We start from the raw sequence: 22,114 nt of genomic DNA on the forward strand, positions 1-22,114 counted from the left end.
GCGGGGGTGATTAGCTCAGCTGGGAGAGCACCTCCCTTACAAGGAGGGGGTCGGCGGTTCGATCCCGTCATCACCCACCACTACTTAACGTAGTCTCCGCCGTGTAGAACAGAAAATTGAGAAGTGGGTGATTAGCTCAGCTGGGAGAGCACCTCCCTTACAAGGAGGGGGTCGGCGGTTCGATCCCGTCATCACCCACCACTTTCTCGCCAGCTGAATTTTCTGTCAAAATGTGAAGTACCGAAGTGGGTGATTAGCTCAGCTGGGAGAGCACCTCCCTTACAAGGAGGGGGTCGGCGGTTCGATCCCGTCATCACCCACCACTTCGGGTCGTTAGCTCAGTTGGTAGAGCAGTTGACTTTTAATCAATTGGTCGCAGGTTCGAATCCTGCACGACCCACCAATGTAAAAAGGCGCCCTAAAGGCGCCTTTTTGCTATGCGTGGAACACAGCCCCGGCCACGAGCTTCCCCGTGGCGATAAACCGCGATCAACGCTGATACAGCGGATCTTCAACCCTGGCGGCGGTGAGATTGCCCCCTTCTTCTCGCACGATTTCCCATAACGCCTGGGCGGCGGTCGACAGCGAGCGGTTTTTCCGGCATGCCAGCATCAGCTGCCGCTCCATTACCGGAGTCAGTCGCTTCACCGCCAGATGGCTTCCCTGCGGTAACGGCAGCGCCAGCGCCGGCAGTACGCTGATGCCAATTCCCGATTCCACCATCGGAAACAGCGTTGCCGGATGGCCAATCTCCTGCACAATGTTCGCCCGGACAGCCAGCCTGCTGAGCGCCGCATCAATCAGCGGACGGCTGCCGGAAGCATAGTCCTGCAGGATCAGTCTCTCATTCTGTAGCGCCTGCCACGGCACTTCAGTCAGTCTGGCAAAAGGATGATCCTCCCCGCAGAGCAGCAAAAAAGGTTCCGCCAGGACCACCTCGCACTGCAGATCGGCCGCCGGGCCCGGATCAATCACGATGCCAAAATCCACTTCTCCCTGGCGAATACTCTCCAGGACCCACTGCTGGGGCCGGTCGTGCAGCACAAAATCGATATCAGGATAACGTCGATTACTGTGAGCAATACACTGCGGAATAAGGTGGGCGGAAATCGTCTGACTGGCGGCGACCTTAACGGTGCCACTCAGCTGCTGGCCTACCCGACCGGCATCGCGCAGCGTCACCGCAAGCTCATCGAGCAAACGCTCCAGCCTGCCTGCCAGCTGCTGACCCGCCTCGGTGAGGACCACCTCCCGGGTGGTACGGTCAAGGAGACGGACTCCGGTCTGATGCTCCAGCTCCTTGACGCTGTGGCTGACGGCCGACTGGCTTAAGCCAATCATCTCCCCCGCCCGGCTAAAGCTCCTGGCGCGGGCAACGGTAACGAATACTTTTAACTGACGCAGAGAGTAATTCATCTTTTTAATTCATGAATAGATGCAATAAATCAATTTTATTTCTCAAATCAAAAAAAGCACAATAGCGCATCTCTTTTCAGGAGCGTTTATGAAACTTTTCCGCATTCTCGATCCGTTTACGGCAACCCTGGTCACCGTTGTCCTGTTGGCCTCATTCTTCCCGGCCCGTGGCGCTTTCGTCCCCTTCTTTGAACATCTCACCACCGCCGCCATCGCCCTGCTGTTCTTTATGCATGGCGCCAAACTCTCCCGGGAGGCAATTATCGCCGGCGGCAGCCACTGGCGTTTGCATCTGTGGGTGATGTGCAGCACCTTTATCCTCTTCCCGGTGCTGGGGGTTCTGTTTGCCTGGTGGGCGCCGGTGAAGGTCGATCCGATGCTCTACAGCGGCTTTATTTATTTGTGCATTCTGCCGGCCACCGTGCAATCCGCCATCGCCTTCACCTCGCTGGCCGGAGGCAACGTCGCGGCGGCGGTCTGCTCAGCTTCGGCCTCCAGCCTGTTGGGCATCTTTGTTTCACCACTGCTGGTGGGGGTCCTGATGAACCTTCACGGCGCAGGCGGTAGCCTCGAGCAGGTCGGAAAGATCATGCTGCAGCTGCTGTTGCCTTTCGTGCTCGGCCATTTATCGCGGCCGTGGATCGGCAACTGGGTGGCGAAGCATAAGAAGTGGATTGGTAAGACCGACCAGACCTCGATTCTGCTGGTGGTCTACTCCGCCTTTAGCGAGGCGGTGGTGAACGGGATCTGGCATAAAGTGGGCCTGGGATCGCTGCTGTTTATCGTGGTAGTCAGCCTGGTGCTGCTGGCCATCGTCATCGCGGTCAACGTGTTCGTCGCCCGCCGCTGCGGCTTTAACAAAGCCGATGAAATTACCATCGTCTTCTGCGGTTCGAAAAAGAGCCTGGCCAACGGCATCCCGATGGCCAATATTCTCTTCCCGACCTCCATCCTCGGCATCATGGTGCTGCCGCTGATGATCTTCCATCAAATCCAGCTGATGGTCTGCGCGGTGCTGGCGCGGCGCTATAAACGGCAAACCGATGCGCGTCTCGCTCAGGAAAAAACTAACGCCGCCAAAGCCTAACGCGCTTTCTTCAGGGGCTGGACCAGATCGCTCAGCCCCTCGCTTTTAATCAGCAGGGTCAGCGCCATCAGCTCGCCGAGATGGCCGGCAGGGAATTGATCCTTGCGCGCGAACCACAATAAATACTCCTCCGGGACATCGATTAAACGACGCCCCTTGTATTTACCGAACGGCATCTCGGTATTGGCGATCTCGACCAGCTGCGCTTTATCCACGTTATTCTCCCAACAGGCGCATCATTTCGGCTTCGTCAATCACCTCGATGCCGAGCTCCTGCGCTTTCGCCAGCTTAGAACCCGCCGCTTCGCCTGCAATCACCAGATCGGTTTTCTTCGACACGCTGCCCGCCACCTTCGCCCCCAGCGCCACCAGACGCGCTTTGGCATCATCCCGCGACAACTGACTGAGGCTGCCGGTCAGGACGACGGTTTTGCCTGCAAACGGGCTGTCAATCTCTTCCGCCTTCACCACCACCGGCGCCGGCCAGTGAACCCCTTCCGCCAGCAGCTGCGCGATGACATCGCGGTTGCTCTCTTCGGCAAAGAAGTTGAAAGTATGTGTGGCGACGACGATGCCGACATCAGGGACCTTCTGCAGCTCCTCAATGGAAGCCTGCTCCAGGGCTTCGAGGGTGCCAAAATGCGCCGCCAGGCCTGCCGCCGTGGCTTCTCCTACCTCGCGAATGCCCAAGGCGTAGAGGAAACGCGCGAAGGTTGTCTCTTTGGCTTTCTCGAGAGCGTTGACCACGTTTTGCGCGGACTTCGGCCCCATCCTATCCAGCCCGGTCAGTTTCCCTGCGGTCAGCCGGAACAGATCCGCCGGGGTATGGACGTACTCTTTCTCCACCAGCTGGTCGATGATCTTATCGCCCATGCCGTCAACGTCCAGCGCGCGACGGGAGACAAAGTGTTTGAGCGACTCTTTGCGCTGCGCGCCGCAGATAAGGCCGCCGGTACAGCGGGCTACCGCCTCGCCTTCCACTCGCTCAACGTCTGACTGACAGACCGGGCAGTGGGTCGGGAATTCAACATCCCGGGCATCTGCCGGACGTTCGGAAAGCACCACGTTGACCACCTGAGGGATCACGTCGCCTGCCCGGCGAATCACCACCTTGTCGCCGATTTTCAAGCCTAAGCGTTCAATCTCATCGGCGTTATGCAAAGTGGCATTGCTCACCAGCACGCCGGCGACATGGACCGGCTCCAGGCGCGCCACCGGCGTAATCGCCCCGGTGCGACCCACCTGGAACTCCACGTCCCGGACGAAAGTCATCTGCTCCTGGGCCGGGAACTTAAAGGCCACGGCCCAGCGCGGCGCGCGGGCGACGAAACCCAGCTGTTCCTGCAGCGCCAGCGAATCGACTTTGATCACCACGCCATCAATGTCAAAGCCCAGATGGGGACGATCTTCCTCGACTTTACGATAGTAAGTGAGCACTTCCTCGGGGGTATGGCAAAGAGTGACGCGATCGCTCACCGGTAATCCCCATGCTTTAAACTGCTGTAAACGGGCCGAGTGGCTGGCCGGCAGCTCACCGCCCTCCAGCACCCCAACGCCGTAGCAGAAGAAAGTAAGCGGTCGCTTCGCGGTGATGCGCGGGTCCAGCTGGCGCAACGAGCCCGCCGCCGCATTGCGCGGGTTAGCAAACACTTTTCCGCCGGTGCGGCGAGCTTCTTCATTGATTTTTTCGAACCCGGCCTGCGGGAGGAACACTTCCCCGCGCACCTCCAGGCGTGCGGGGATATTATCGCCATGCAGCCTGAGCGGGATGGTGCGGATGGTTCGCACGTTAGAGGTAATATCCTCGCCGGTGGTGCCGTCGCCGCGGGTCGCCGCCTGCACCAGCACGCCGTTTTCGTAGAGAATGCTCACCGCAAGGCCGTCGAGCTTCAGCTCGCAGCAGTAGATGAGCGGGTCAGTGCTTTTCAGGCGATCCAGCACCCGCTTGTTGAAGGCCAGAAAGCTCTCTTCGTCAAACACGTTGTCCAGTGACAGCATCGGCACTTCATGGCGGATCTGGCTGAAGGCGGTCAGTGGCGCCGCCCCCACGCGCTGAGTCGGCGAATCCGGGGTAATCAGCTCCGGATGCTGGCTCTCCAGCTCGCGCAGCTCGCGCATCAGCCGGTCATACTCCGCATCGGGCACTTCCGGCGCGTCCATAACGTGGTACAGGTATTCATGATGGCGAAGCGTGGTTCGCAGTTCAGTCAGTTGTTGTTCGATCGGTTCCATATCACACCATCAATGATAAAAAACCCCCGACAGGCGGGGGTTGAGAAGGAGTTGAGATAACGCGGGACGTCAGGCGTTCGCGTCTTTCACTTCGCGAATACGATCCTGGTATTCACGCAGTTTTTGCGGCGTCATCATGCGACGCTGATCGTCAAGCACCACGCCGCCCACTTCATCGGCGATATACTGCGCAGACTGCAGCATCAGCTTGAAGTTCTGCAGTTCATCACCGTAGGAAGGGACCTGCATAAAGATAGTCACCCCAGGGGTCATCATATCCGCCATGCTGTCCGGATTGAAGGTCCCCGGCTTCACCATGTTGGCCAGGCTGAACAGCACCGGGCCGCTGCCGTCCGGGCTCAGATGGCGGTGGAAAATATTCATTTCACCAAACTTGAAGCCAGCCTGCTGGATGCTATTGATAAGCACCTCGCCGTTAAGCTGCGCGCCATGGTGCGCGGCGACGTTCATCACGATGACCGTCTCTTTACGCTCTTTCGGCTGCGGCGCTGCAGGCTGCTGCGGCTCTGTCGGCTGCGGTTCAGCCACCGCGGGCTGCGGCGCGGCAACAGGCTGTGGCGCAGGCTGCTGCGGAGCGGCCGGCTGCGGCTGGGCGACGGTCGGGGTCACCGGCTGCGGCGCGACAGGCTGTTGCACAACAGGCTGCGGCTGGTGTTGCGGTTGCACGGGCGGCTGCGCGGGTTGCGGCTGTTGCCAGCCCGGCTGTGGAGCCGCATGCGGCGCAGACGGTTGTCCCTGCGGTTGTACCGGGGCCTGGCGCGGCGGCGGCGCCTGACGAACCGGTTCCTCAGGACGCACAGGCTGCTGCATCTGGCGCTCGTAAGGCGGCTGGTACTGGTGCTGCGGCGCCTGACGAGGGGCTTCATGCTCCCCATGCGCGCCGTGCGGAGCGTGAGTCACCGGATGAACGCGGACTTCACCTACGCCTTCAACATTATCATCAAAGTCGTCGTTTTCCGACTCATCGTCGCGCGACTTCATACGTTTCAGTGGGCGATCGCGAAACATCGAAGAACGTTCTTTACGGCTGGTCCAGAAACCATGTACCAGTAAAGCGATTATGGCGATCGCGCCAACAATGATTAATATCAGACGCAAATCCTGCATCATTATATTCTCTGTTGTTCTAACACCTTGCCACCACGGCAAACATTTACTCACTAAGAGTATTTGCCGATTACCTCAAGTGCAAGTGCGTCGGTCGCTTTCACCACATAAAGATGAACTAAATCGTGCTTTTTGCTGTTTTTTCGAACATTTCCTAACTGGTTATTGTCTGACGACCCGATAAAATAAGCGAGCATTCACACTGGATGTTAAAAAAGGAGCAATGCCTGGCTATGGTTTCATCATCCGCACCGACCCCGCGTAGCGGCGTACACTATTTTTCGCAGGGCTGGAAACTCATCGGGCTGCCGGGCATACGTCGTTATGTCTTCCTGCCTTTACTGGTTAACGTGCTGCTGATGGGCGGTGCTTTCTGGTGGCTGTTTACCCGTCTCGACAGCTGGATCCCTTCGCTGATGAGCCATGTACCTGACTGGCTGCAGTGGCTGAACTACCTGCTGTGGCCGGTGGTGGTGCTGTCGATCCTGCTGGTGTTTGGCTACTTCTTTTCTACTATTGCCAACTGGATTGCCGCCCCGTTCAGCGGCCTGCTGGCGGAACAGCTGGAAGCGCGTCTGACTGGCGCCACCCCGCCGGACGTCGGCGTCTTTGGCATCATGAAGGATATTCCACGCATCATGAAGCGTGAGTGGCAGAAGCTGGCATGGTACCTGCCCCGCGCCATCGTGCTGTTGCTGCTCTACTTTATACCCGGCGTTGGCCAGACGGTGGCTCCGGTACTCTGGTTCCTGTTCAGCGCATGGATGCTGGCGATTCAATACTGCGATTACCCCTTCGATAACCACAAGGTCCCCTTCAGGACCATGCGCGAAGCGCTGCGCAGCCGCAAGGTGATGAATATGCAGTTTGGCGCGCTCACCAGCCTGTTCACCATGATCCCGGTGTTAAACCTGGTGATCCTCCCGGTGGCTATCTGCGGCGCCACCGCCATGTGGGTCGATTGCTATCGCGACAGACACGCCAGCTGGAAGTAGTCGTCACACCTCCCCCGGGGAGCGGCGAGCGCCGCTCCTTATATCTCCGCTTATTCCTTCTTGCTCATCATTATTTCCCTTACGCATATAGATATGCTAAATCCTTACTTCCGCATATTCTTTAAGCGGGTATGCTGATGCCGTACCCCCAAATTTCATACAGTTAAGGACGGGCCATGAGTAAGATTTTTGAAGACAACTCCCTGACTATCGGTCATACGCCGCTGGTACGACTGAACCGCATTGGTAACGGCCGTATCCTGGCAAAGGTAGAATCTCGTAACCCGAGCTTTAGCGTAAAATGCCGTATCGGCGCCAATATGATCTGGGATGCTGAAAAGCGCGGCGTGCTGAAACCTGGCGTGGAACTGGTCGAACCGACCAGCGGCAACACCGGTATCGCCCTCGCCTACGTGGCGGCGGCACGCGGCTACAAGCTAACGCTAACCATGCCGGAAACCATGAGCATTGAGCGTCGTAAGCTTCTGAAAGCGCTGGGCGCCAACCTGGTGCTGACCGAAGGCGCCAAAGGCATGAAAGGCGCCATTCAGAAAGCGGAAGAGATTGTCGCCAGCAACCCGGAAAAATTCCTGCTGCTGCAGCAGTTCAGCAACCCGGCTAACCCGGAAATCCACGAAAAGACCACCGGTCCGGAAATCTGGGAAGACACCGACGGTCAGGTGGATGTCTTCATCTCCGGCGTCGGTACCGGCGGTACGCTGACCGGCGTCAGCCGCTACATTAAAAACACCAAGGGCAAAAAAGATCTGATCACCGTCGCGGTTGAACCGACCGATTCGCCGGTCATCTCCCAGGCGCTGGCGGGTGAAGAGCTCAAGCCGGGCCCGCACAAAATTCAGGGCATCGGTGCCGGCTTCATTCCTGGCAACCTGGATCTGAAGCTGGTGGACAAAGTAATCGGCATCACCAATGATGAAGCGATCTCCACCGCACGCCGCCTGATGGAAGAAGAAGGCATCCTGGCGGGTATCTCTTCCGGGGCCGCCGTTGCCGCGGCGCTGAAGCTGCAGGAAGATGAGGCCTTTACCAATAAGAATATTGTGGTTATCCTGCCTTCCTCGGGTGAGCGTTATTTAAGCACCGCGCTGTTTGCCGATCTCTTCACCGAGAAAGAACTGCAACAGTAGTGCCAGCTTGTAAATAATGTGTAAAAAAGCACCTTTTCAGGTGCTTTTTTGTGGCATACGTCAAAGTTTTACCCCTCCTGGCATTGATTCACCTCGTAGGGTCTGGTATTTAACCAGCACATTTATTTTGATGCGCGAAATTATTCAGAAGAGGATTTCCGCCAGCTGAATCGATTTTATGATTTGGTTCAAGTCTTCCTTTCGCGGCATAATGTTTAATGACGTGCTAGACGTCAATGGCCCGCAGGTCTTCGCAGCGCCAGGCGCTGCCGACGCCAAGGCCGGAAACGTAACGCCGGCGCTAACAATACAGGCTAAAGTCGAGTCGTTAGACTAGACTTTAGGTCCACAACACTAAACCTATAAGTTGGGGAAATATAATGTTCCAGCAAGAAGTTACCATTACCGCTCCGAACGGTCTGCACACCCGCCCTGCTGCTCAGTTTGTTAAAGAAGCTAAAGGCTTCACTTCTGAGATCACTGTAACCTCCAACGGCAAAAGCGCCAGCGCCAAAAGCCTGTTCAAACTGCAGACTCTGGGCCTGACCCAGGGCACCGTAGTGACCCTCTCCGCGGAAGGCGAAGATGAGCAGAAAGCTGTTGAGCATCTGGTTAAACTGATGGCTGAACTCGAGTAAGTTCACGGGTTCTTTTTCATATCAGTCACAAGTAAGGTAGGGTTATGATTTCAGGCATTTTAGCATCCCCGGGTATCGCCTTCGGCAAAGCACTGCTGCTGAAGGAAGATGAAATTGTCATCGACCGGAAGAAAATTTCTGCCGATAAGGTTGATCAGGAAGTCGAACGTTTCCTGAGCGGCCGCGCCAAGGCCTCCGCCCAGCTGGAGGTCATCAAAACCAAAGCTGGTGAAACTTTCGGTGAAGAAAAAGAAGCCATCTTCGAAGGGCATATTATGCTGCTGGAAGATGAGGAGCTTGAGCAGGAAATCATAGCCCTGATTAAAGATAAGCACATGACTGCCGACGCGGCAGCCAATGAAGTTATCGACGGTCAGGCCACTGCCCTGGAAGAGCTGGACGATGAATACCTGAAAGAACGTGCGGCTGACGTACGTGATATCGGTAAGCGCCTGCTGCGCAACATCCTTGGTCTGGCTATCATCGATCTGAGCGCGATTCAGGATGAAGTCATCCTCGTCGCCGCCGATCTGACCCCGTCTGAAACCGCACAGCTGAACCTGAAAAAAGTGCTGGGTTTCATCACCGACGCGGGCGGCCGTACCTCCCACACCTCCATCATGGCACGTTCCCTGGAACTGCCGGCCATCGTGGGCACCGGCAGCATCACGGCGCAGGTGAAAAACGGCGACTATCTGATTCTCGACGCGGTGAACAACCAGGTTCTGATCAACCCGTCTAACGAGCAAATTGAAGCGCTGCGTAATCTGCAGGCTCAGGTTGCGGAAGAAAAAGCCGAACTGGCGAAACTGAAAGATCTGCCGGCGATTACTCTCGACGGCCATCAGGTTGAAGTGTGCGCCAACATCGGTACCGTTCGCGACGTCGAAGGTGCTGAGCGCAACGGCGCCGAAGGCGTAGGCCTGTATCGTACTGAATTCCTGTTCATGGATCGCGACGCGCTGCCAACCGAAGAAGAGCAGTTTGCGGCTTATAAAGCGGTGGCTGAAGCCTGTGGCTCTCAGGCCGTTATCGTGCGTACCATGGACATCGGCGGCGACAAAGAGCTGCCGTACATGAACTTCCCGAAAGAAGAGAACCCGTTCCTCGGCTGGCGTGCCGTGCGTATCGCCATGGATCGTAAAGAGATCCTCCGCGATCAGGTTCGCGCCATCCTGCGTGCCTCCGCTTTCGGTAAGCTGCGCATTATGTTCCCGATGATCATCTCTGTTGAAGAAGTGCGTGCGCTGAAGAAAGAGATCGAAATCTACAAACAGGAACTGCGTGACGAAGGTAAAGCATTTGACGAATCCATTGAGATCGGCGTGATGGTGGAAACACCGGCTGCGGCGACCATTGCTCGTCATCTGGCCAAAGAAGTTGATTTCTTTAGTATCGGCACCAATGATTTAACGCAATATACTCTGGCAGTTGACCGTGGTAATGATATGATTTCACATCTTTACCAGCCGATGTCACCGTCTGTACTGAATCTGATTAAGCAAGTTATTGATGCTTCTCACGCTGAAGGTAAATGGACTGGCATGTGCGGTGAGCTTGCGGGCGATGAACGTGCTACACTTCTGTTGCTGGGTATGGGGCTGGACGAATTCTCTATGAGCGCCATTTCCATCCCGCGCATCAAGAAGATTATTCGTAACACGAACTTCGAAGATGCGAAAGTATTAGCAGAGCAGGCTCTTGCTCAACCGACAACGGACGAGTTAATGACGCTGGTTAACAAGTTCATTGAAGAAAAAACAATCTGCTAATCCACGAGATGCGCGGCCCAAATTACTGCTTAGGAGAAGATCATGGGTTTGTTTGATAAATTGAAATCTCTGGTTTCTGATGACAAGAAAGACACCGGAACTATTGAGATTGTTGCTCCCCTCTCCGGTGAGATCGTCAACATTGAAGACGTGCCGGATGTGGTTTTTGCGGAAAAAATTGTGGGCGATGGGATTGCCATCAAACCGACCGGCAACAAAATGGTCGCGCCGGTAGACGGTACCATTGGTAAAATTTTCGAAACCAACCATGCGTTCTCTATTGAATCTGATAGCGGCATCGAGCTGTTCGTTCACTTCGGTATTGATACCGTTGAACTGAAAGGCGAAGGCTTCAAGCGTATCGCTGAAGAAGGCCAGCGCGTGAAAGTCGGCGACCCGGTTATCGAATTCGATCTGCCGCTGCTGGAAGAGAAAGCCAAGTCTACCCTGACTCCGGTGGTTATCTCCAACATGGACGAGATCAAAGAGCTGATCAAACTGTCCGGTAGCGTGACCGTGGGTGAAACCCCGGTAATCCGCATCAAGAAGTAATGATTGCTGCATAGAAATGGCGCCGAAAGGCGCCATTTTTTTATATCGCGTGGGTCACCGGCTGATAGCATTTTTCGCGAGATAAGAGACGCAATCCTTCCGGGGTGCTCTCCAGAATGCGCCGCTCGCCGTCAGAGACCAGCAGTTCGCACTGATATCCACCGGCCAGGCCGAACAGCGACCGCGCCACGCAGGCATCCTCCAGCGCCGCCTCCCCTGTGGTATCAAAATGACCAACAATGCGTCCCTGCTGACGGATCACTAACCGATAGCTTTTCATCTGTGTTGCTCCAGCGGCGGCAGGATCAGTTCGTCACACCCCTGCGCGGCAGTCCAGTTCATCACCTCCAGCACGCGCTGGGCGGCTGCTTCCGTCGCTGCTCCCAGCGCCAGGCCCGAAAGCAACCCGCTCACCAGCTCAGCGCAAAACAGATCGCCGGTACCCTTCAAGTCCGTCTCCACCCGCGGGTGAACCACCACCTGCACTGCATCGGCCGTCACCACCAGCACATTGATTGTCGAAGCGGCCTCTCCTGGCGCGCTGGTGATCACCACCCACTTGAGCCTGTCCGACAGCAGGCTTCGCGCCGCGGCGACCGCCTCCTGCTGATTGCGACAGCGCCGGCCGCTCAGCGTCTCCAGCTCAAACAGATTAGGGGTGATCCCTTGCGCCAGCGGCAGCAGGTGCTGACGATAGGCGTCCGGGATCTCGGCCTTGACGTAGATGCCGCTGTCGACATCGCCAATCACCGGATCCACCAGAATACAGAGATCGGGATGGCGGTCACGGACCCGCGTCAGCCACTGCGCCAGGCGTTCAATTTGCACGGCGTTGCCCATATAGCCGGTGGTCACCGCACGCAGTTCGCGCAACGCGTCGCGCTCCTCAAGCGCCTGCAGGTACCCGACAAACCACTCCTCCGGGATAATGCCGCCATAGAACGTCTCATAATGGGGCGTATTGCTGAACAGCACCGTCGGCACCGCCAGCACGCGCAAACCGTGCTGTTTAATCGCCGGTACCGCGATGCTGTTGCCGACGCTGCCGTAAACTACCTGCGACTGCACGGCGACGATATCGACTTCCGACGCCCGGCTTTTGTCGTGAAAGAGCACTGATTGTATGTCATCTTGCTGGCCCATCTTTTCTCCCCCCGCTGGACAGCGGGTCACGCTCTGATTATGATTCGTCCTATGCTAAATTTCATTTTGTCATAGGTCAATAATGTTTGCCGGAAAAACCGCCAGCGATATCTTCGATCATATCCGCCATCTGGTGCAGAGCGGTGGCTTGCAGCCCGGAGAGGTTCTGCCGCCGGTACGCGAGCTCGCCAGCCAGCTGGCGGTGAATCGCAATACCGTCGCCGCCGCCTATAAACGGCTGGTGACATCTGGTCTGGCCGTGAGCCAGGGACGAAACGGCACGGCCATCAAAGCACGGGATCCGCTGCCGGCGCTGGAGGGCGGTGACCCCACGACGCCGCTGAACGATCTCTCCAGCGGCAATCCGGACCCCGCCAGGCTGCCTGATTTAGCACGCTATCTGGGCCAAATTGCCCGCACGCCCCACCTGTATGGCGATGCCCCCATCGAGCCGCGGCTTGGCGAATGGGCTGAGGCATGGTTTTCCGGGGAGATAACCGTTCCCTTTGCCCTGAACCTCGCCAGCGGGGCGATTGACGCGCTGGAGCGTCTGCTGTGCGCCTTGCTGCTCCCCGGCGACGGCGTGGTGGTTGAAGATCCCTGTTTTCTTAGCAGCATCAATATGGTGCGTTACGCTGGCTTTACCCCCTGCCCGGTGGCGGTGGATGCCGAGGGGATGGATCCTGTCGGGCTGGAGGAGGCGTTACGCAACGGCGCGCGGGCGGTGATCTTAACCCCGCGCGCGCACAATCCTACCGGCTGTAGCCTGACGGAAACCCGGGCGCATGCCCTGCGGGAGGTGCTGGTCCGTTATCCGCAGGTGCTGGCGATCGTCGATGACCATTTTGCCCTGCTGTCGGCTACGCCCTGGTTTTCTCCTCTGCCCGCGAGCACCCAGCGCTGGGCGGTGGTGCGTTCGATGTCAAAAACCCTCGGGCCCGACCTGCGGCTGGCCTTTATTGCCAGCGATATCGACACCTCCTCGGCGCTGCGCCTGCGGCTTAACGCCGGCAGCCAGTGGGTCAGCCATCTGCTGCAGGATCTGACGCTGGCCTGTCTCACCGATGAGGCATTTATCGCCTCGATGACGGAGACCCGCCGTCACTATCGCCAGCAGAATGAGAAACTGGCGGCAGCGCTAGCCCGGCACGGCTACAGCCATGCTACGCCTGGCGACGGCCTTAATTTCTGGCTGCCGCTGCCAACGGCGAGCCAGCCCTACGCCTTACGGCTGGCCCGCGCCGGCTGGCTGGTCCGCGAGGGGGAGGTGTTTGGCATTCGTACGCCCTCCCACGGGCTACGCCTGTCGCTGGGCCGCCTGAATGACGATGAGATTGCCCGCCTGGCGGCCGATATAGCCCAGGTCTTAGACGCTCCCTGACGCAGGCAGTGCGTCGAACACATCGGGGAGTGGTAGCTACTGCCGACAAGTTACTGTAAAAATAAACGAAAACAGGCGTAGTCTTACCTGCATGCCCGGATCGTCGAAACGGATGAAACGCTCACGGTGGCGGACACATCGCTCACAATAAGGAGCACCAGAGATGCATCACATTGACCTGACCCTAAAAGCAGTCATCGAAGCCTGCGACCGCGCTATCTCGCAGGAAGATTACGATACCCTGATGGGCTATTACGCGGAAGACGCCGCGCTGGTCGTCAAACCGGGCATGGTGGTCAGAGGGAAAGAGAATATCCGCAAAGCGTTTATCGCCATTGCCGACTATTTCCAGCACCGGCTGATAGTGACCCAGGGGAAAATGGAGGTCATTGAGGGCGGCGGCAATGCGCTGGTGATAATGGAGACCCGGCTGGATATCCCGACGGCACAGGGAACAACACAGGTTACGCGACGCGCAACCTATGTCTTTCAGAAGCAGGGGGAGCGCTGGTTGTGCACGGTCGATAACTCCTACGGCACCGACCTGCTCGATGATTAAATACCCGCTCCCTGGCTAAAGTGTTCCTCGCCGAACACGCCGGTGGAGAGGTAGCGATCGCCGCGATCGCAGACGATCGCCACCACCACCGCGCCTGGATTTTCGCGGGCGATACGTAACGCCCCGGCTACCGCGCCGCCAGAGCTGACGCCGCAGAAAATGCCTTCCCGCACCGCCAGCTGACGCATGGTGTTCTCGGCATCCTGCTGATGAATATCCAGCACCGCATCCACCAGCGAAGCGTTAAAGATCCCCGGCATATACTCTGCCGGCCAGCGGCGGATCCCGGGAATACTGCTGCCCTCCTCCGGCTGCAGGCCGACAATGGTCACCAGTTTACTCTGTTCGCGCAGAAATCGTGACACGCCGGTAATGGTGCCGGTGGTCCCCATACTGGAGACAAAGTGGGTGATACGCCCTGCGGTCTGCTGCCAGATTTCCGGCCCGGTTGTGGTGTAGTGGGCGTAGGGGTTGTCCGGGTTGTTAAACTGATCGAGCAGTTTGCCCTCCCCGCGCTGAGCCATCTCGAGGGCCAGGTCGCGAGCCCCCTCCATCCCCTGCTCTTTGGTGACCAGGATCAGCTCGGCGCCGTAGGCGCGCATCGCGGCCCGGCGCTCCTGGCTCATGTTGTCGGGCATCAGCAGCTTCATCCGGTAGCCTTTCAGCGCGGCGATCATCGCCAGCGCGATACCGGTGTTGCCGCTGGTCGCTTCGATCAGCACGTCGCCGGGCTGAATTTCGCCGCGCTTTTCCGCTTCGACGATCATCGACAGCGCAGCGCGATCTTTCACCGAACCGGCCGGATTATTGCCTTCGAGTTTGACCCAGATTTCGCTGCCGTTGTCCGGTCCGAGACGCTGAAGTTTGACCAGCGGGGTATTGCCGATGGTGTGTTCGAGTGTATTCACGATGTTTACTCAATAAAAAAGCCGGGCGGCGCTTCGCTTACCCGGCCTACCAGACGCGTGATAATTTCAGACCGGGTAAGCACAACCTCACCCGGCAAAAGCACATGGATTTAAGCTATCAGGCCGACTGCGCCAGAGCAAGCTCGCCGCGTGGCTCGATACGCTCGGTACCGTTGTACAGGCGCGCATTTTGCAGCCCGACGAACAGCCGTTCGCCGCGGGACGGCGCCTCATCGCCCGTTAACACCACGCTCAGCGGTTCGTCATACCACCCCAGAGGCTGGACGACTAATTGGGTGTAGTGTCCTTTCGGACTGGCCTCCAGGACCTGCACCGGCAGCGGCGAATCCAGGCTGGTTCGGCGGCTGATGTCCACTTCCCACGGACGCAGGAACAGATCCACCGGCCCCTGGTATGCCGGGGTATAGCCTAACGGCCAGCGGTGGGCGCCAACGTGGAACTGTCCGCCGCGGATAACCCCCTGCAGACGATTCACTTCCCCCATGAACTCCAGCACGAAGCGGGTGGACGGCTCACGCCACACGCGTTCAGGCGCATCGGCTTGTTCGATGTTGCCCTGGCTCATCACCACCACCCGGTCGGCAACTTCCATCGCCTCTTCCTGATCGTGGGTGACGAACACGCTGGTAAATTTTAGCTCTTCATGCAGCTGACGCAGCCAGCGGCGCAGCTCTTTACGCACCTGCGCATCCAGCGCGCCGAAAGGTTCATCCAGCAGCAGAATTTGCGGCTCTACCGCCAGGGCGCGCGCCAGCGCCACGCGCTGCTTCTGACCACCGGACAGCTGCGCCGGATAGCGATCCGCCAGGTGAGCCAGCTGCACCATCTCCAGCAGTTTGGTCACTTTGGCTTTAATCGCCGCCGCATTGGGTCGTTCACGGCGCGGCAGCACGGTCAGGCCAAAAGCGATGTTATCGAACACCGTCATATGGCGGAACAGCGCATAGTGCTGGAAGACGAAGCCCACTTTACGGTCGCGGGCGTGCATCCGGCTGACGTCGGTGCCGTGGAAGCGGATATGACCGCTGGTCTGATGCTCCAGCCCGGCGATAATCCGCAGCAGGGTAGTTTTCCCGGAGCCGGAAGGCCCCAGCAGCGCGACCATTTGTCCGGAAGGGATATCCAGCGAGATATCATTCAGCACCTGGGTGCGACCAAACGATTTCTTAATATTGGCAATCTCAATGCTCATGATTTCCCTCCTGTTGCGCGCGTTTTTCCTGGTTGGCCAGACGCCATTGCAACATACTCTTTAAAAACAGGGTCAGAATAGCCATTAACGTCAGCAGGGCCGCGGCGGTAAACGAGCCGACGGTGTTGTAATCCTGCTCCAGTAATTCAATTTGCAGCGGCAGCGACAGCGTTTCTCCGCGGATCGAACCGGAGACCACCGATACCGCGCCGAATTCGCCGATGGCGCGGGCGTTGGTCAACACCACGCCGTACAGCAGCGCCCAGCGAATATTGGGCAACGTCACCCGGCGGAACATCTGCCATCCGGAAGCCCCCAGCAATACCGCCGCCTCATCTTCATGGCTGCCCTGACTCATCATCACCGGCACCAGCTCACGCACCACAAACGGACAGGTGACAAAGATCGTCGCCAGCACCATGCCCGGCCAGGCGAACATGATTTGCAGATTATGTGCATCAAGCCAGCCGCCCAGCGGACCGTTAGAGCCGTAGAACAGCAGATAAACCAGACCCGCGACCACTGGCGAGACGGCGAACGGGATATCCAGCATCGTCAACAGCAGCTGGCGTCCCGGGAACGTAAAGCGCGTGACCAGCCAGGCCAGCAAGGTCCCGAACACCAGGTTCACCGGCACGGTAATCAAGGCGATCATCACCGTCAGCCAGATGGCGTGCAGCATGTCCGGGTTCGCCAGGTTTTCCAGCACCGGCATTAACCCTTTGCTGAAGGCCTGGATGAAGATGTAGAGCATCGGCACCACAAGGATGAAGGCGGAAACCAGCATCCCGACGCCAATCAGAAACCATTTGCCCCAGTTGATGCGGGGCGCGTCGTAGCGTTTCAATTGAGTAACTTCCGCCATTAGTGACCTACCACGCGTCGACCAAAGCGACTCTGCAGGGTATTGATGGAAAACAACAGCAGCAGCGAGGCGGCCAGGATCACTGAGGCGATGGCGCTCGCCGCCGGATAGTCAAACTCCTGCAGACGAATAAAGATCATCAGCGACGTCACTTCCGTCTTCCACGCGATGTTGCCGGCGATAAAAATCACCGCGCCGAATTCGCCGAGGCTGCGGGTAAACGACAAGGCGATGCCCGCCAGCAGCGCCGGCGACAGCTCCGGCAGGACCACCTTGCGAAAACTCTGCCAGCGCGTGGCACCCAGCGTTTCCGCTGCCTCTTCATATTCCGGTCCCAGCTCTTCCAGCACCGGCTGCACGGTACGCACCACGAACGGGATGCTGGTGAAAGCCATCGCCACGGCGATACCGAGCCAGGTATAGGTCACTTTAATATCGAACTTCGCCAGCCATTCCCCGTAAATGCCGTTTACCGAAAACAGCGAGGCCAGGGTCAGGCCGGCTACCGCCGTCGGCAGCGCAAACGGCAGGTCCATTAAGGCATCCAGCAGCGTGCGGCCCGGAAAACGATAGCGGGTTAGTATCCACGCCATCAGCAGACCGAAGACGCCGTTAAAAATCGAGGCCACGAACGCCGACAGCAGCGTCACCTTATAGGCCGCCACCACCTGCGGGTTGGTGATCACATCCCAGTACTGCGCCCAGCTCATCTGCGCCAGCTGCATCACCAGCGCGCTGAGCGGTAATAACAGAATCAGACAGACAAACAGCAGGCTGGTGCCGAGGCTCAGGGTAAAGCCCGGCAGCACGCGCTTGGACGACACAGCAAACATTACTTACGCCCCGCCGCCAGCAGTTTGTCCAGTTCGCCGCCGCTGGCGAAGTGGGTTTTCATCACCTCAGGCCAGGAGCCAAACTTGTCCTCCACGCGGAACAGTTCGGTCTGCGGGAATTTATCCTTCAGCGAATCCATCACTTTCGGGTTGTTTACCCGATAGTAGTAGTCGGTAATGATGGTCTGCGCCTGCGGGCTGTAGAGCCAGTTCAGATAGGCTTTCGCCGCCTTTTCCGTGCCGTTGGCTTTGACGTTTTTATCCACCCAGGCCACCGGGAACTCCGCCAGAATGTTGGTTTTCGGGATCACCACTTCAAATCCCTGCGCCTCATACTGCTTGCGAATATTGTTCACTTCCGACTCGAAACTGATCAGCACATCGCCCAGGCCGCGCTCGGCGAAGGTAGTGGTCGCCCCGCGTCCGCCGGTGTCGAAGACTTCGACGTTCTTCAGGAACTGGGTCATAAACTGTTCGGTTTTGGCTTTATCGCCACCGTCGGCTTTATCCGCCGCGCCCCAGGCCGCCAGGTAGGTGTACCGCGCGTTGCCCGAGGTTTTCGGGTTCGGGAAGATCAGCTTAACGTCAGAGCGGACCAGGTCGTTCCAGTCATGAATGTTTTTCGGGTTGCCTTTGCGCACCAGGAAGCCCATCGTCGAATAGAACGGCGAGCTGTTGTTTGGCAGGCGGCTTTGCCAGTCGGCCGGGATCAGGTTGCCTTTGTCATGCAGGATCTGCACGTCCGTCACCTGGTTGTAGGTCACCACGTCCGCCTTCAGGCCCTGCAGGATCGCCAGCGCCTGCTTGGAAGAACCGGCGTGCGACTGCTTGATGGTCAGCTTGTCTCCACCATTGTCCTTCGCCCACTGCTGCTCAAAAGGCGGGTTAAGGGCGGCAAACAGCTCGCGGGAGACATCATAGGAGCTGTTCAGCAGCTCCGTCGCCTGCGCCTGCGCCACCAGCAGCAGGGAAGCCGCCAGCGCCAGATATCCTTTTTTCAGTGATTTAACGGCCATTGCGCACCCTTATCAAAAATGATCATTTACTGATGATCATCATATTTATAACGGGTACGAAAGGAGTAACGGTTTTATATACCGTTTGGCGATTTGGAAGTCGAAAAGGGAATAAGCACCTGGCAAAGCTTAGCTGAAAGCGGCTCGCAGATTAGACGTGTCATTGTGACAAACGGCAGCCAGGCGCGCACTGTGTTTATATGAAAAACACACAGATATTTGCTCGTCAGCTCAGACGTAGCTTAACGCCAACAGAACGTCGACTATGGTACTTACTGCGCAACCGCCGTTTTGCTTGCTATAAGTTTCGCCGCCAGCATCCCGTTGGCCCCTATATTCTCGATTTTGCCTGCTGCGCAACACGGCTGGCGATTGAACTTGACGGCGGTCAACACGATCAGAGACGCGTCTACGATGTTCGCCGCACCCGCTGGCTACAGAGTCAGGGATGGCGGGTTTTACGCTTCTGGAATAATGAGTTTGAAGAGTATGAAGAGGCGGTGATGGAGAGGATACTTGAAGCGCTTGAGTCGCCAATGCCCTCACCCCGCCCCTCTCCCTGAGGGAGAGGGAGAAAGAGAGTCCGCACGCAGATTCCATAACCGCACCGAACGATTCCCTCTCCCTCAGCGAGAGGGAGAAAGAGAGTCCACACGCAGATTCCATAACCGCACCGTACCGTCCCCTCTCCCCTTTGGGGAGAGGGTTAGGGTGAGGGGCAACATTACAGCGCCTGAATACGCTCAAGCGACGGCGCGAAGTAATAGCCGCCGGTCACTGGTTTGGTGAAGCGCAGCATCGCGTCGCGTTTGCCGTCGGTATCGCCGAACATGCTCAGCAGCTGCTGCTCGATGTTGTACAGACGCGCGCAGTAAGCGCAAAAATAGAGGCCATGGGTACCGCTGGCGGTGCCATACGGCAGGCTCTGGCGAACAATTTTCAGCCCTTTGCCATCTTCTTTTAAGTCAACGCGGCTCAGGTGCGACGTGACCGGACGTTCGTCGCCATCGATCTCTTCATTGGCTTCCTTGGTGCGGCCGATCATCATCTCCTGATCCGGCACGCTCATGCGGTTCAGCTGTTTGAGATTATGCTCCCAGCGCTGGACGAACACGTAGCTGCCGCCCGCGTCCACGCCGTCTTTGATCACCGCCACTTCACGACGGGTTTCTTCCCCCGCCGGGTTTTCGGTGCCGTCGACGAAGCCGCTGAGGTCACGCTCTTCCACCCAGCGGAAGCCGTGGATCTCTTCTTTCACCTCGATAGCGTCGCCAAAGGCGGCCAGCGCGGCCTGCGCCACCGAGAAGTTCACTTCATGGCGGGCGGATAAAATATGAATCAGCAGGTCATACTGGGTGGACGGCGCCAGCCCTTTGCCGTAGACCGGAAAATCTTTTAACTCTTCCGCCCCTTCGCCGCCGCTCAGCTGACGCCAGACGTTATTGCCGAACGCCACCACGGCACCGAGTTTGGCGTCAGGGAATTTAGCCTGAAAGGTGGCCACTTTATCGACAAAAATTTTGCTCGCTTCGCGCAGGGCGTTAACGTCCCCTTTGACATTGGCTTCAATCCAAATCGCCGCGCGGCAATGTTCCGGCAAAATGCCGCTCTGAACCTGAGACATCGCTCCTCCTGAAATGATGCAACCACAACGCTGTCGCGTTGCTAACGCGCCATTGTAACCGTTTTTCAGGGCCGTCGTGTCTCTTCAGATCAATTTAGCGACGCCAGATAATTTTGCTGACCTTCCAGTTTTTCAGCGTATCGTCGGAGGGCATCAGTTCGTCCGGGCCGCTCCAGTGGCCGGTGAAGGCGTAACTGATATGCTGGCTCCCCTCGGCCTGACACTCGACGACCGCCCCGTTGTCATTGCTGCCTTTCTGGCAGTTGCCGAAGGCTTTGCTGTACAGATCGCTGAACGGTGTGCCGATTTTCACGCCGCTGGCGGTTTTGATTTCGGCATCACGCACCTCAATCCGGCTGATGGCGCCGTTGTCGCCATTGATGGTCAAGGCCACGCTGTTGTCTTTCAGCGCTTCAAAGTAGTGGACGATATTGCCCTTATCGGTCTTCATTCCGCTGCGCAAACGATAGTCGCCCCCCAGGGCATCGCTAATGGCCTGTTCGTTGAGCGGCGTGGACGCCGTCAGTTTACCCACCCCCTGCTCGGTCACCTCGGTGGAAGAACCAAACCAGTTCCACGGATAGGCCGCCGACCAGTTGACCGCGCTCATCGTTGAGCAGCCGGTGAGCGCCAGCGAAAGCGCGCAGAGCATTACACGTAGCGATTTCATTTCACAATCCTTTCTGAGTCATTCAACGCATGTTGGAGTTCACGATCGGTAAAAAGTGCCATTAAAAGCTAGTCTGGCGAAAACAGGCGCCGAGGCGACGGCTGGTTGCCAGCCACCACAGGGCATAGCCATCCGCGACCAGCAGCGCAATGGTCAGCGATGAGGGCGATTCGCCGCTCAGCCATAGCATCGGCTGCCAGAGCAACAGCAGCACTTGCGATAGCACCAGCAGCCAGCGCATCGCCCGCCACAGGCGCGGCAGGCGCTGACGATAGCCGCTAAGCAGAAAGGCCAGCACCGCCGGCACGCCGGGAAGTAAACCGAGCCAGAAGCGGTCGTGATCGGGATAGAACAGATTCAGAATCGCGTCGCCCTGCTGGCGCGACGCGCCGGCCATCAAGAACAGCACCCACGTGCGGGCCTGTAACAACAGTACGCACCAGAAAAGAAAAGGCAGGCGCAGACGGCCATGGGCATCAAAATCGGCGGGGATAAATTCAGTATTCTTCATCTTCGATCAGGCGCTTGCCCAGGGTCAGGACATCGGCGTACTCATAACCCAGCCGCTCGTACATTCCCTGCACCACATCGTTATCTTCGCGGACCATAATGTTGATTTTCGGGCAGCCGCGGGCAATCAGCTTTTTCTCGAGCCGGTTGAGCAGCGCGTTCGCAATCCCCCGGCCGCGATATTCCGGATGGACCCCCAGATAGTAGGCCGACCCGCGATGGCCGTCATATCCGCCCATCACCGTACCGACGACTTCGCCGTTCACTTCCGCCACCAGGAACAGGCTGACATCGTGATTCAGCTTGCGCTCAATATCCATCTCCGGATCGTTCCAGGGACGCAGCAGATCGCAACGCTCCCACAGCGTCACAACCTCTTCGAAATCCTGCTGGCGAAAAACGCGAATCTCCATGGTATTCCCCA

General features: G+C 57.8%; 24 protein-coding genes and 4 tRNA genes. 13 read left to right on the forward strand and 15 right to left on the reverse strand.

Annotation, left to right across the window (positions count from 1 at the left end; genetic code table 11):
- The first annotated feature begins 4 nt into the window (after positions 1-4).
- The 4 genes from GQR96_RS17760 (at position 5) to GQR96_RS17775 (ending at position 403) form a co-directional block, all read left to right on the forward strand.
- Positions 5-80: transfer RNA gene (locus GQR96_RS17760), tRNA-Val, on the forward strand.
- A gap of 45 nt (positions 81-125) precedes the next feature.
- A tRNA-Val gene (locus GQR96_RS17765) sits at positions 126-201 on the forward strand.
- Between the two features lie 46 nt (positions 202-247).
- A tRNA-Val gene (locus tag GQR96_RS17770) sits at positions 248-323 on the forward strand.
- Between the two features lie 4 nt (positions 324-327).
- Positions 328-403, forward strand: a tRNA-Lys gene (locus GQR96_RS17775).
- Between the two features lie 86 nt (positions 404-489).
- On the opposite strand, the gene GQR96_RS17780 is transcribed toward GQR96_RS17775, so the two are convergent.
- A complete protein-coding gene (locus tag GQR96_RS17780; RefSeq protein ID WP_065903346.1) occupies positions 490-1,416 on the reverse strand; it encodes a LysR family transcriptional regulator in 927 nt (308 codons plus the stop codon).
- An 88-nt stretch (positions 1,417-1,504) separates the two neighbouring features.
- On the opposite strand from GQR96_RS17780, the gene GQR96_RS17785 reads away from it, so the two are divergent.
- Positions 1,505-2,503: a bile acid:sodium symporter family protein gene (locus tag GQR96_RS17785; protein WP_004202009.1), complete on the forward strand. Its 999-nt coding sequence runs from the start codon at positions 1,505-1,507 to the stop codon at positions 2,501-2,503.
- Here GQR96_RS17785 and GQR96_RS17790 read toward each other — a convergent pair.
- The 3 genes from GQR96_RS17790 to zipA all read right to left on the reverse strand — a co-directional run bounded on the left by GQR96_RS17790 (position 2,500) and on the right by zipA (position 5,866).
- Entirely contained in the window at positions 2,500-2,718 is a 219-nt protein-coding gene (locus GQR96_RS17790) for a DUF3820 family protein (protein ID WP_004202007.1), read from the reverse strand. The genes GQR96_RS17785 and GQR96_RS17790 overlap by 4 nt on opposite strands.
- 1 nt (position 2,719) lies before the next feature.
- A complete protein-coding gene (ligA, locus tag GQR96_RS17795) occupies positions 2,720-4,735 on the reverse strand; it encodes an NAD-dependent DNA ligase LigA (protein WP_004202005.1) in 2,016 nt (671 codons plus the stop codon).
- A 69-nt stretch (positions 4,736-4,804) separates the two neighbouring features.
- Positions 4,805-5,866: a cell division protein ZipA gene (zipA, locus tag GQR96_RS17800; protein ID WP_004202003.1), complete on the reverse strand. Its 1,062-nt coding sequence runs from the start codon at positions 5,864-5,866 to the stop codon at positions 4,805-4,807.
- Between the two features lie 230 nt (positions 5,867-6,096).
- Between zipA and cysZ the strand changes: the two genes are divergently transcribed.
- The 5 genes from cysZ to crr all read left to right on the forward strand — a co-directional run bounded on the left by cysZ (position 6,097) and on the right by crr (position 10,968).
- Positions 6,097-6,858 (forward strand): sulfate transporter CysZ, encoded by a 762-nt coding sequence (gene cysZ / locus GQR96_RS17805; RefSeq protein ID WP_017900461.1) that lies wholly within the window; start codon positions 6,097-6,099, stop codon positions 6,856-6,858.
- 176 nt (positions 6,859-7,034) lie between these two features.
- Positions 7,035-8,006 carry a cysteine synthase A gene (gene cysK / locus GQR96_RS17810; protein WP_004202001.1) on the forward strand — a complete coding sequence of 324 codons (972 nt, stop codon included), beginning with the start codon at positions 7,035-7,037 and terminating at the stop codon, positions 8,004-8,006.
- A gap of 380 nt (positions 8,007-8,386) precedes the next feature.
- A complete protein-coding gene (gene ptsH, locus GQR96_RS17815) occupies positions 8,387-8,644 on the forward strand; it encodes a phosphocarrier protein Hpr (protein WP_002913505.1) in 258 nt (85 codons plus the stop codon).
- 44 nt (positions 8,645-8,688) lie between these two features.
- Complete coding sequence (gene ptsI, locus GQR96_RS17820; protein WP_004201998.1) at positions 8,689-10,416, forward strand: phosphoenolpyruvate-protein phosphotransferase PtsI; 1,728 nt, start codon at positions 8,689-8,691, stop codon at positions 10,414-10,416.
- A 42-nt stretch (positions 10,417-10,458) separates the two neighbouring features.
- Positions 10,459-10,968 (forward strand): PTS glucose transporter subunit IIA, encoded by a 510-nt coding sequence (gene crr, locus GQR96_RS17825; protein WP_000522253.1) that lies wholly within the window; start codon positions 10,459-10,461, stop codon positions 10,966-10,968.
- 40 nt (positions 10,969-11,008) lie between these two features.
- Here crr and GQR96_RS17830 read toward each other — a convergent pair whose 3' ends face one another.
- Positions 11,009-11,248 (reverse strand): hypothetical protein, encoded by a 240-nt coding sequence (locus GQR96_RS17830; RefSeq protein WP_017900460.1) that lies wholly within the window; start codon positions 11,246-11,248, stop codon positions 11,009-11,011.
- Positions 11,245-12,111: a pyridoxine/pyridoxal/pyridoxamine kinase gene (gene pdxK, locus GQR96_RS17835; protein ID WP_069734071.1), complete on the reverse strand. Its 867-nt coding sequence runs from the start codon at positions 12,109-12,111 to the stop codon at positions 11,245-11,247. Before pdxK ends, GQR96_RS17830 begins: the two co-directional genes overlap by 4 nt.
- 82 nt (positions 12,112-12,193) lie before the next feature.
- Here pdxK and ptsJ point away from each other — a divergent pair, with 82 nt between their 5' ends.
- Positions 12,194-13,492 carry a MocR-like B6 salvage transcription factor PtsJ gene (ptsJ, locus tag GQR96_RS17840; RefSeq protein WP_065802933.1) on the forward strand — a complete coding sequence of 433 codons (1,299 nt, stop codon included), beginning with the start codon at positions 12,194-12,196 and terminating at the stop codon, positions 13,490-13,492.
- 163 nt (positions 13,493-13,655) lie between these two features.
- Positions 13,656-14,051 carry a YybH family protein gene (locus GQR96_RS17845; protein WP_049115266.1) on the forward strand — a complete coding sequence of 132 codons (396 nt, stop codon included), beginning with the start codon at positions 13,656-13,658 and terminating at the stop codon, positions 14,049-14,051.
- Here the strand turns inward: GQR96_RS17845 and cysM are convergent.
- From cysM to cysP, 5 genes are all read right to left on the reverse strand, one after another.
- Positions 14,048-14,959 carry a cysteine synthase CysM gene (gene cysM / locus GQR96_RS17850; protein WP_049115264.1) on the reverse strand — a complete coding sequence of 304 codons (912 nt, stop codon included), beginning with the start codon at positions 14,957-14,959 and terminating at the stop codon, positions 14,048-14,050. The genes GQR96_RS17845 and cysM overlap by 4 nt on opposite strands.
- Positions 14,960-15,077: 118 nt before the next feature.
- Positions 15,078-16,172: a sulfate/thiosulfate ABC transporter ATP-binding protein CysA gene (gene cysA / locus GQR96_RS17855; RefSeq protein WP_004201991.1), complete on the reverse strand. Its 1,095-nt coding sequence runs from the start codon at positions 16,170-16,172 to the stop codon at positions 15,078-15,080.
- Positions 16,162-17,037, reverse strand: a complete 876-nt coding sequence (gene cysW / locus GQR96_RS17860) for a sulfate/thiosulfate ABC transporter permease CysW (protein ID WP_004201990.1) — start codon at positions 17,035-17,037, stop codon at positions 16,162-16,164. The genes cysA and cysW overlap by 11 nt, the downstream gene beginning before the upstream one ends.
- On the reverse strand, positions 17,037-17,870 hold the full coding sequence (gene cysT, locus GQR96_RS17865; RefSeq protein ID WP_002913626.1) for a sulfate/thiosulfate ABC transporter permease CysT: 834 nt from the start codon (positions 17,868-17,870) through the stop codon (positions 17,037-17,039). The genes cysW and cysT overlap by 1 nt, the downstream gene beginning before the upstream one ends.
- Positions 17,870-18,886, reverse strand: coding sequence for a thiosulfate/sulfate ABC transporter substrate-binding protein CysP (gene cysP / locus GQR96_RS17870; protein WP_017900457.1), 1,017 nt, complete (start codon positions 18,884-18,886; stop codon positions 17,870-17,872). The genes cysT and cysP overlap by 1 nt, the downstream gene beginning before the upstream one ends.
- Positions 18,887-19,086: 200 nt before the next feature.
- On the opposite strand from cysP, the gene GQR96_RS17875 reads away from it, so the two are divergent.
- Positions 19,087-19,449 carry an endonuclease domain-containing protein gene (locus tag GQR96_RS17875; protein ID WP_072071552.1) on the forward strand — a complete coding sequence of 121 codons (363 nt, stop codon included), beginning with the start codon at positions 19,087-19,089 and terminating at the stop codon, positions 19,447-19,449.
- A 161-nt stretch (positions 19,450-19,610) separates the two neighbouring features.
- Here the strand turns inward: GQR96_RS17875 and GQR96_RS17880 are convergent, their stop codons facing one another.
- The 4 genes from GQR96_RS17880 to GQR96_RS17895 all read right to left on the reverse strand — a co-directional run bounded on the left by GQR96_RS17880 (position 19,611) and on the right by GQR96_RS17895 (position 22,103).
- Positions 19,611-20,510: a Dyp-type peroxidase gene (locus GQR96_RS17880; RefSeq protein WP_004201987.1), complete on the reverse strand. Its 900-nt coding sequence runs from the start codon at positions 20,508-20,510 to the stop codon at positions 19,611-19,613.
- A 94-nt stretch (positions 20,511-20,604) separates the two neighbouring features.
- Positions 20,605-21,180: an RpoE-regulated lipoprotein gene (locus GQR96_RS17885; RefSeq protein WP_065903350.1), complete on the reverse strand. Its 576-nt coding sequence runs from the start codon at positions 21,178-21,180 to the stop codon at positions 20,605-20,607.
- Between the two features lie 61 nt (positions 21,181-21,241).
- Positions 21,242-21,691 carry a DUF2919 domain-containing protein gene (locus tag GQR96_RS17890; protein ID WP_017900453.1) on the reverse strand — a complete coding sequence of 150 codons (450 nt, stop codon included), beginning with the start codon at positions 21,689-21,691 and terminating at the stop codon, positions 21,242-21,244.
- The gene (locus tag GQR96_RS17895) at positions 21,678-22,103 is read right to left on the reverse strand and encodes a GNAT family acetyltransferase (RefSeq protein ID WP_002913637.1); all 426 of its coding nucleotides are present in this window, start codon (positions 22,101-22,103) and stop codon (positions 21,678-21,680) included. The genes GQR96_RS17890 and GQR96_RS17895 overlap by 14 nt, the downstream gene beginning before the upstream one ends.
- Positions 22,104-22,114 lie beyond the last annotated feature (11 nt).

The organism is Klebsiella sp. PCX (genome assembly GCF_021869705.1).
In the GTDB taxonomy this organism is placed as follows: Bacteria; Pseudomonadota; Gammaproteobacteria; order Enterobacterales; family Enterobacteriaceae; genus Klebsiella; species Klebsiella quasipneumoniae.

What these genes read in the sequence shown, in the direction of transcription:
- ptsI (WP_004201998.1), top strand. Translation starts at nt 8,689, where the DNA reads ATGATTTCAGGCATTTTAGCATCCCCGGGTATCGCCTTCGGCAAAGCA.
- GQR96_RS17875 (WP_072071552.1), top strand. Translation starts at nt 19,087, where the DNA reads ATGAAAAACACACAGATATTTGCTCGTCAGCTCAGACGTAGCTTAACG.
- ptsH (WP_002913505.1), top strand. Translation starts at nt 8,387, where the DNA reads ATGTTCCAGCAAGAAGTTACCATTACCGCTCCGAACGGTCTGCACACC.
- GQR96_RS17880 (WP_004201987.1), bottom strand. Translation starts at nt 20,510, where the DNA reads ATGTCTCAGGTTCAGAGCGGCATTTTGCCGGAACATTGCCGCGCGGCG.
- ligA (WP_004202005.1), bottom strand. Translation starts at nt 4,735, where the DNA reads ATGGAACCGATCGAACAACAACTGACTGAACTGCGAACCACGCTTCGC.
- GQR96_RS17890 (WP_017900453.1), bottom strand. Translation starts at nt 21,691, where the DNA reads ATGAAGAATACTGAATTTATCCCCGCCGATTTTGATGCCCATGGCCGT.
- cysZ (WP_017900461.1), top strand. Translation starts at nt 6,097, where the DNA reads ATGGTTTCATCATCCGCACCGACCCCGCGTAGCGGCGTACACTATTTT.
- GQR96_RS17785 (WP_004202009.1), top strand. Translation starts at nt 1,505, where the DNA reads ATGAAACTTTTCCGCATTCTCGATCCGTTTACGGCAACCCTGGTCACC.
- cysT (WP_002913626.1), bottom strand. Translation starts at nt 17,870, where the DNA reads ATGTTTGCTGTGTCGTCCAAGCGCGTGCTGCCGGGCTTTACCCTGAGC.
- cysK (WP_004202001.1), top strand. Translation starts at nt 7,035, where the DNA reads ATGAGTAAGATTTTTGAAGACAACTCCCTGACTATCGGTCATACGCCG.
- GQR96_RS17895 (WP_002913637.1), bottom strand. Translation starts at nt 22,103, where the DNA reads ATGGAGATTCGCGTTTTTCGCCAGCAGGATTTCGAAGAGGTTGTGACG.
- GQR96_RS17885 (WP_065903350.1), bottom strand. Translation starts at nt 21,180, where the DNA reads ATGAAATCGCTACGTGTAATGCTCTGCGCGCTTTCGCTGGCGCTCACC.
- pdxK (WP_069734071.1), bottom strand. Translation starts at nt 12,111, where the DNA reads ATGGGCCAGCAAGATGACATACAATCAGTGCTCTTTCACGACAAAAGC.
- cysP (WP_017900457.1), bottom strand. Translation starts at nt 18,886, where the DNA reads ATGGCCGTTAAATCACTGAAAAAAGGATATCTGGCGCTGGCGGCTTCC.
- GQR96_RS17830 (WP_017900460.1), bottom strand. Translation starts at nt 11,248, where the DNA reads ATGAAAAGCTATCGGTTAGTGATCCGTCAGCAGGGACGCATTGTTGGT.
- cysW (WP_004201990.1), bottom strand. Translation starts at nt 17,037, where the DNA reads ATGGCGGAAGTTACTCAATTGAAACGCTACGACGCGCCCCGCATCAAC.
- GQR96_RS17780 (WP_065903346.1), bottom strand. Translation starts at nt 1,416, where the DNA reads ATGAATTACTCTCTGCGTCAGTTAAAAGTATTCGTTACCGTTGCCCGC.
- zipA (WP_004202003.1), bottom strand. Translation starts at nt 5,866, where the DNA reads ATGATGCAGGATTTGCGTCTGATATTAATCATTGTTGGCGCGATCGCC.
- ptsJ (WP_065802933.1), top strand. Translation starts at nt 12,194, where the DNA reads ATGTTTGCCGGAAAAACCGCCAGCGATATCTTCGATCATATCCGCCAT.
- crr (WP_000522253.1), top strand. Translation starts at nt 10,459, where the DNA reads ATGGGTTTGTTTGATAAATTGAAATCTCTGGTTTCTGATGACAAGAAA.
- cysA (WP_004201991.1), bottom strand. Translation starts at nt 16,172, where the DNA reads ATGAGCATTGAGATTGCCAATATTAAGAAATCGTTTGGTCGCACCCAG.
- GQR96_RS17845 (WP_049115266.1), top strand. Translation starts at nt 13,656, where the DNA reads ATGCATCACATTGACCTGACCCTAAAAGCAGTCATCGAAGCCTGCGAC.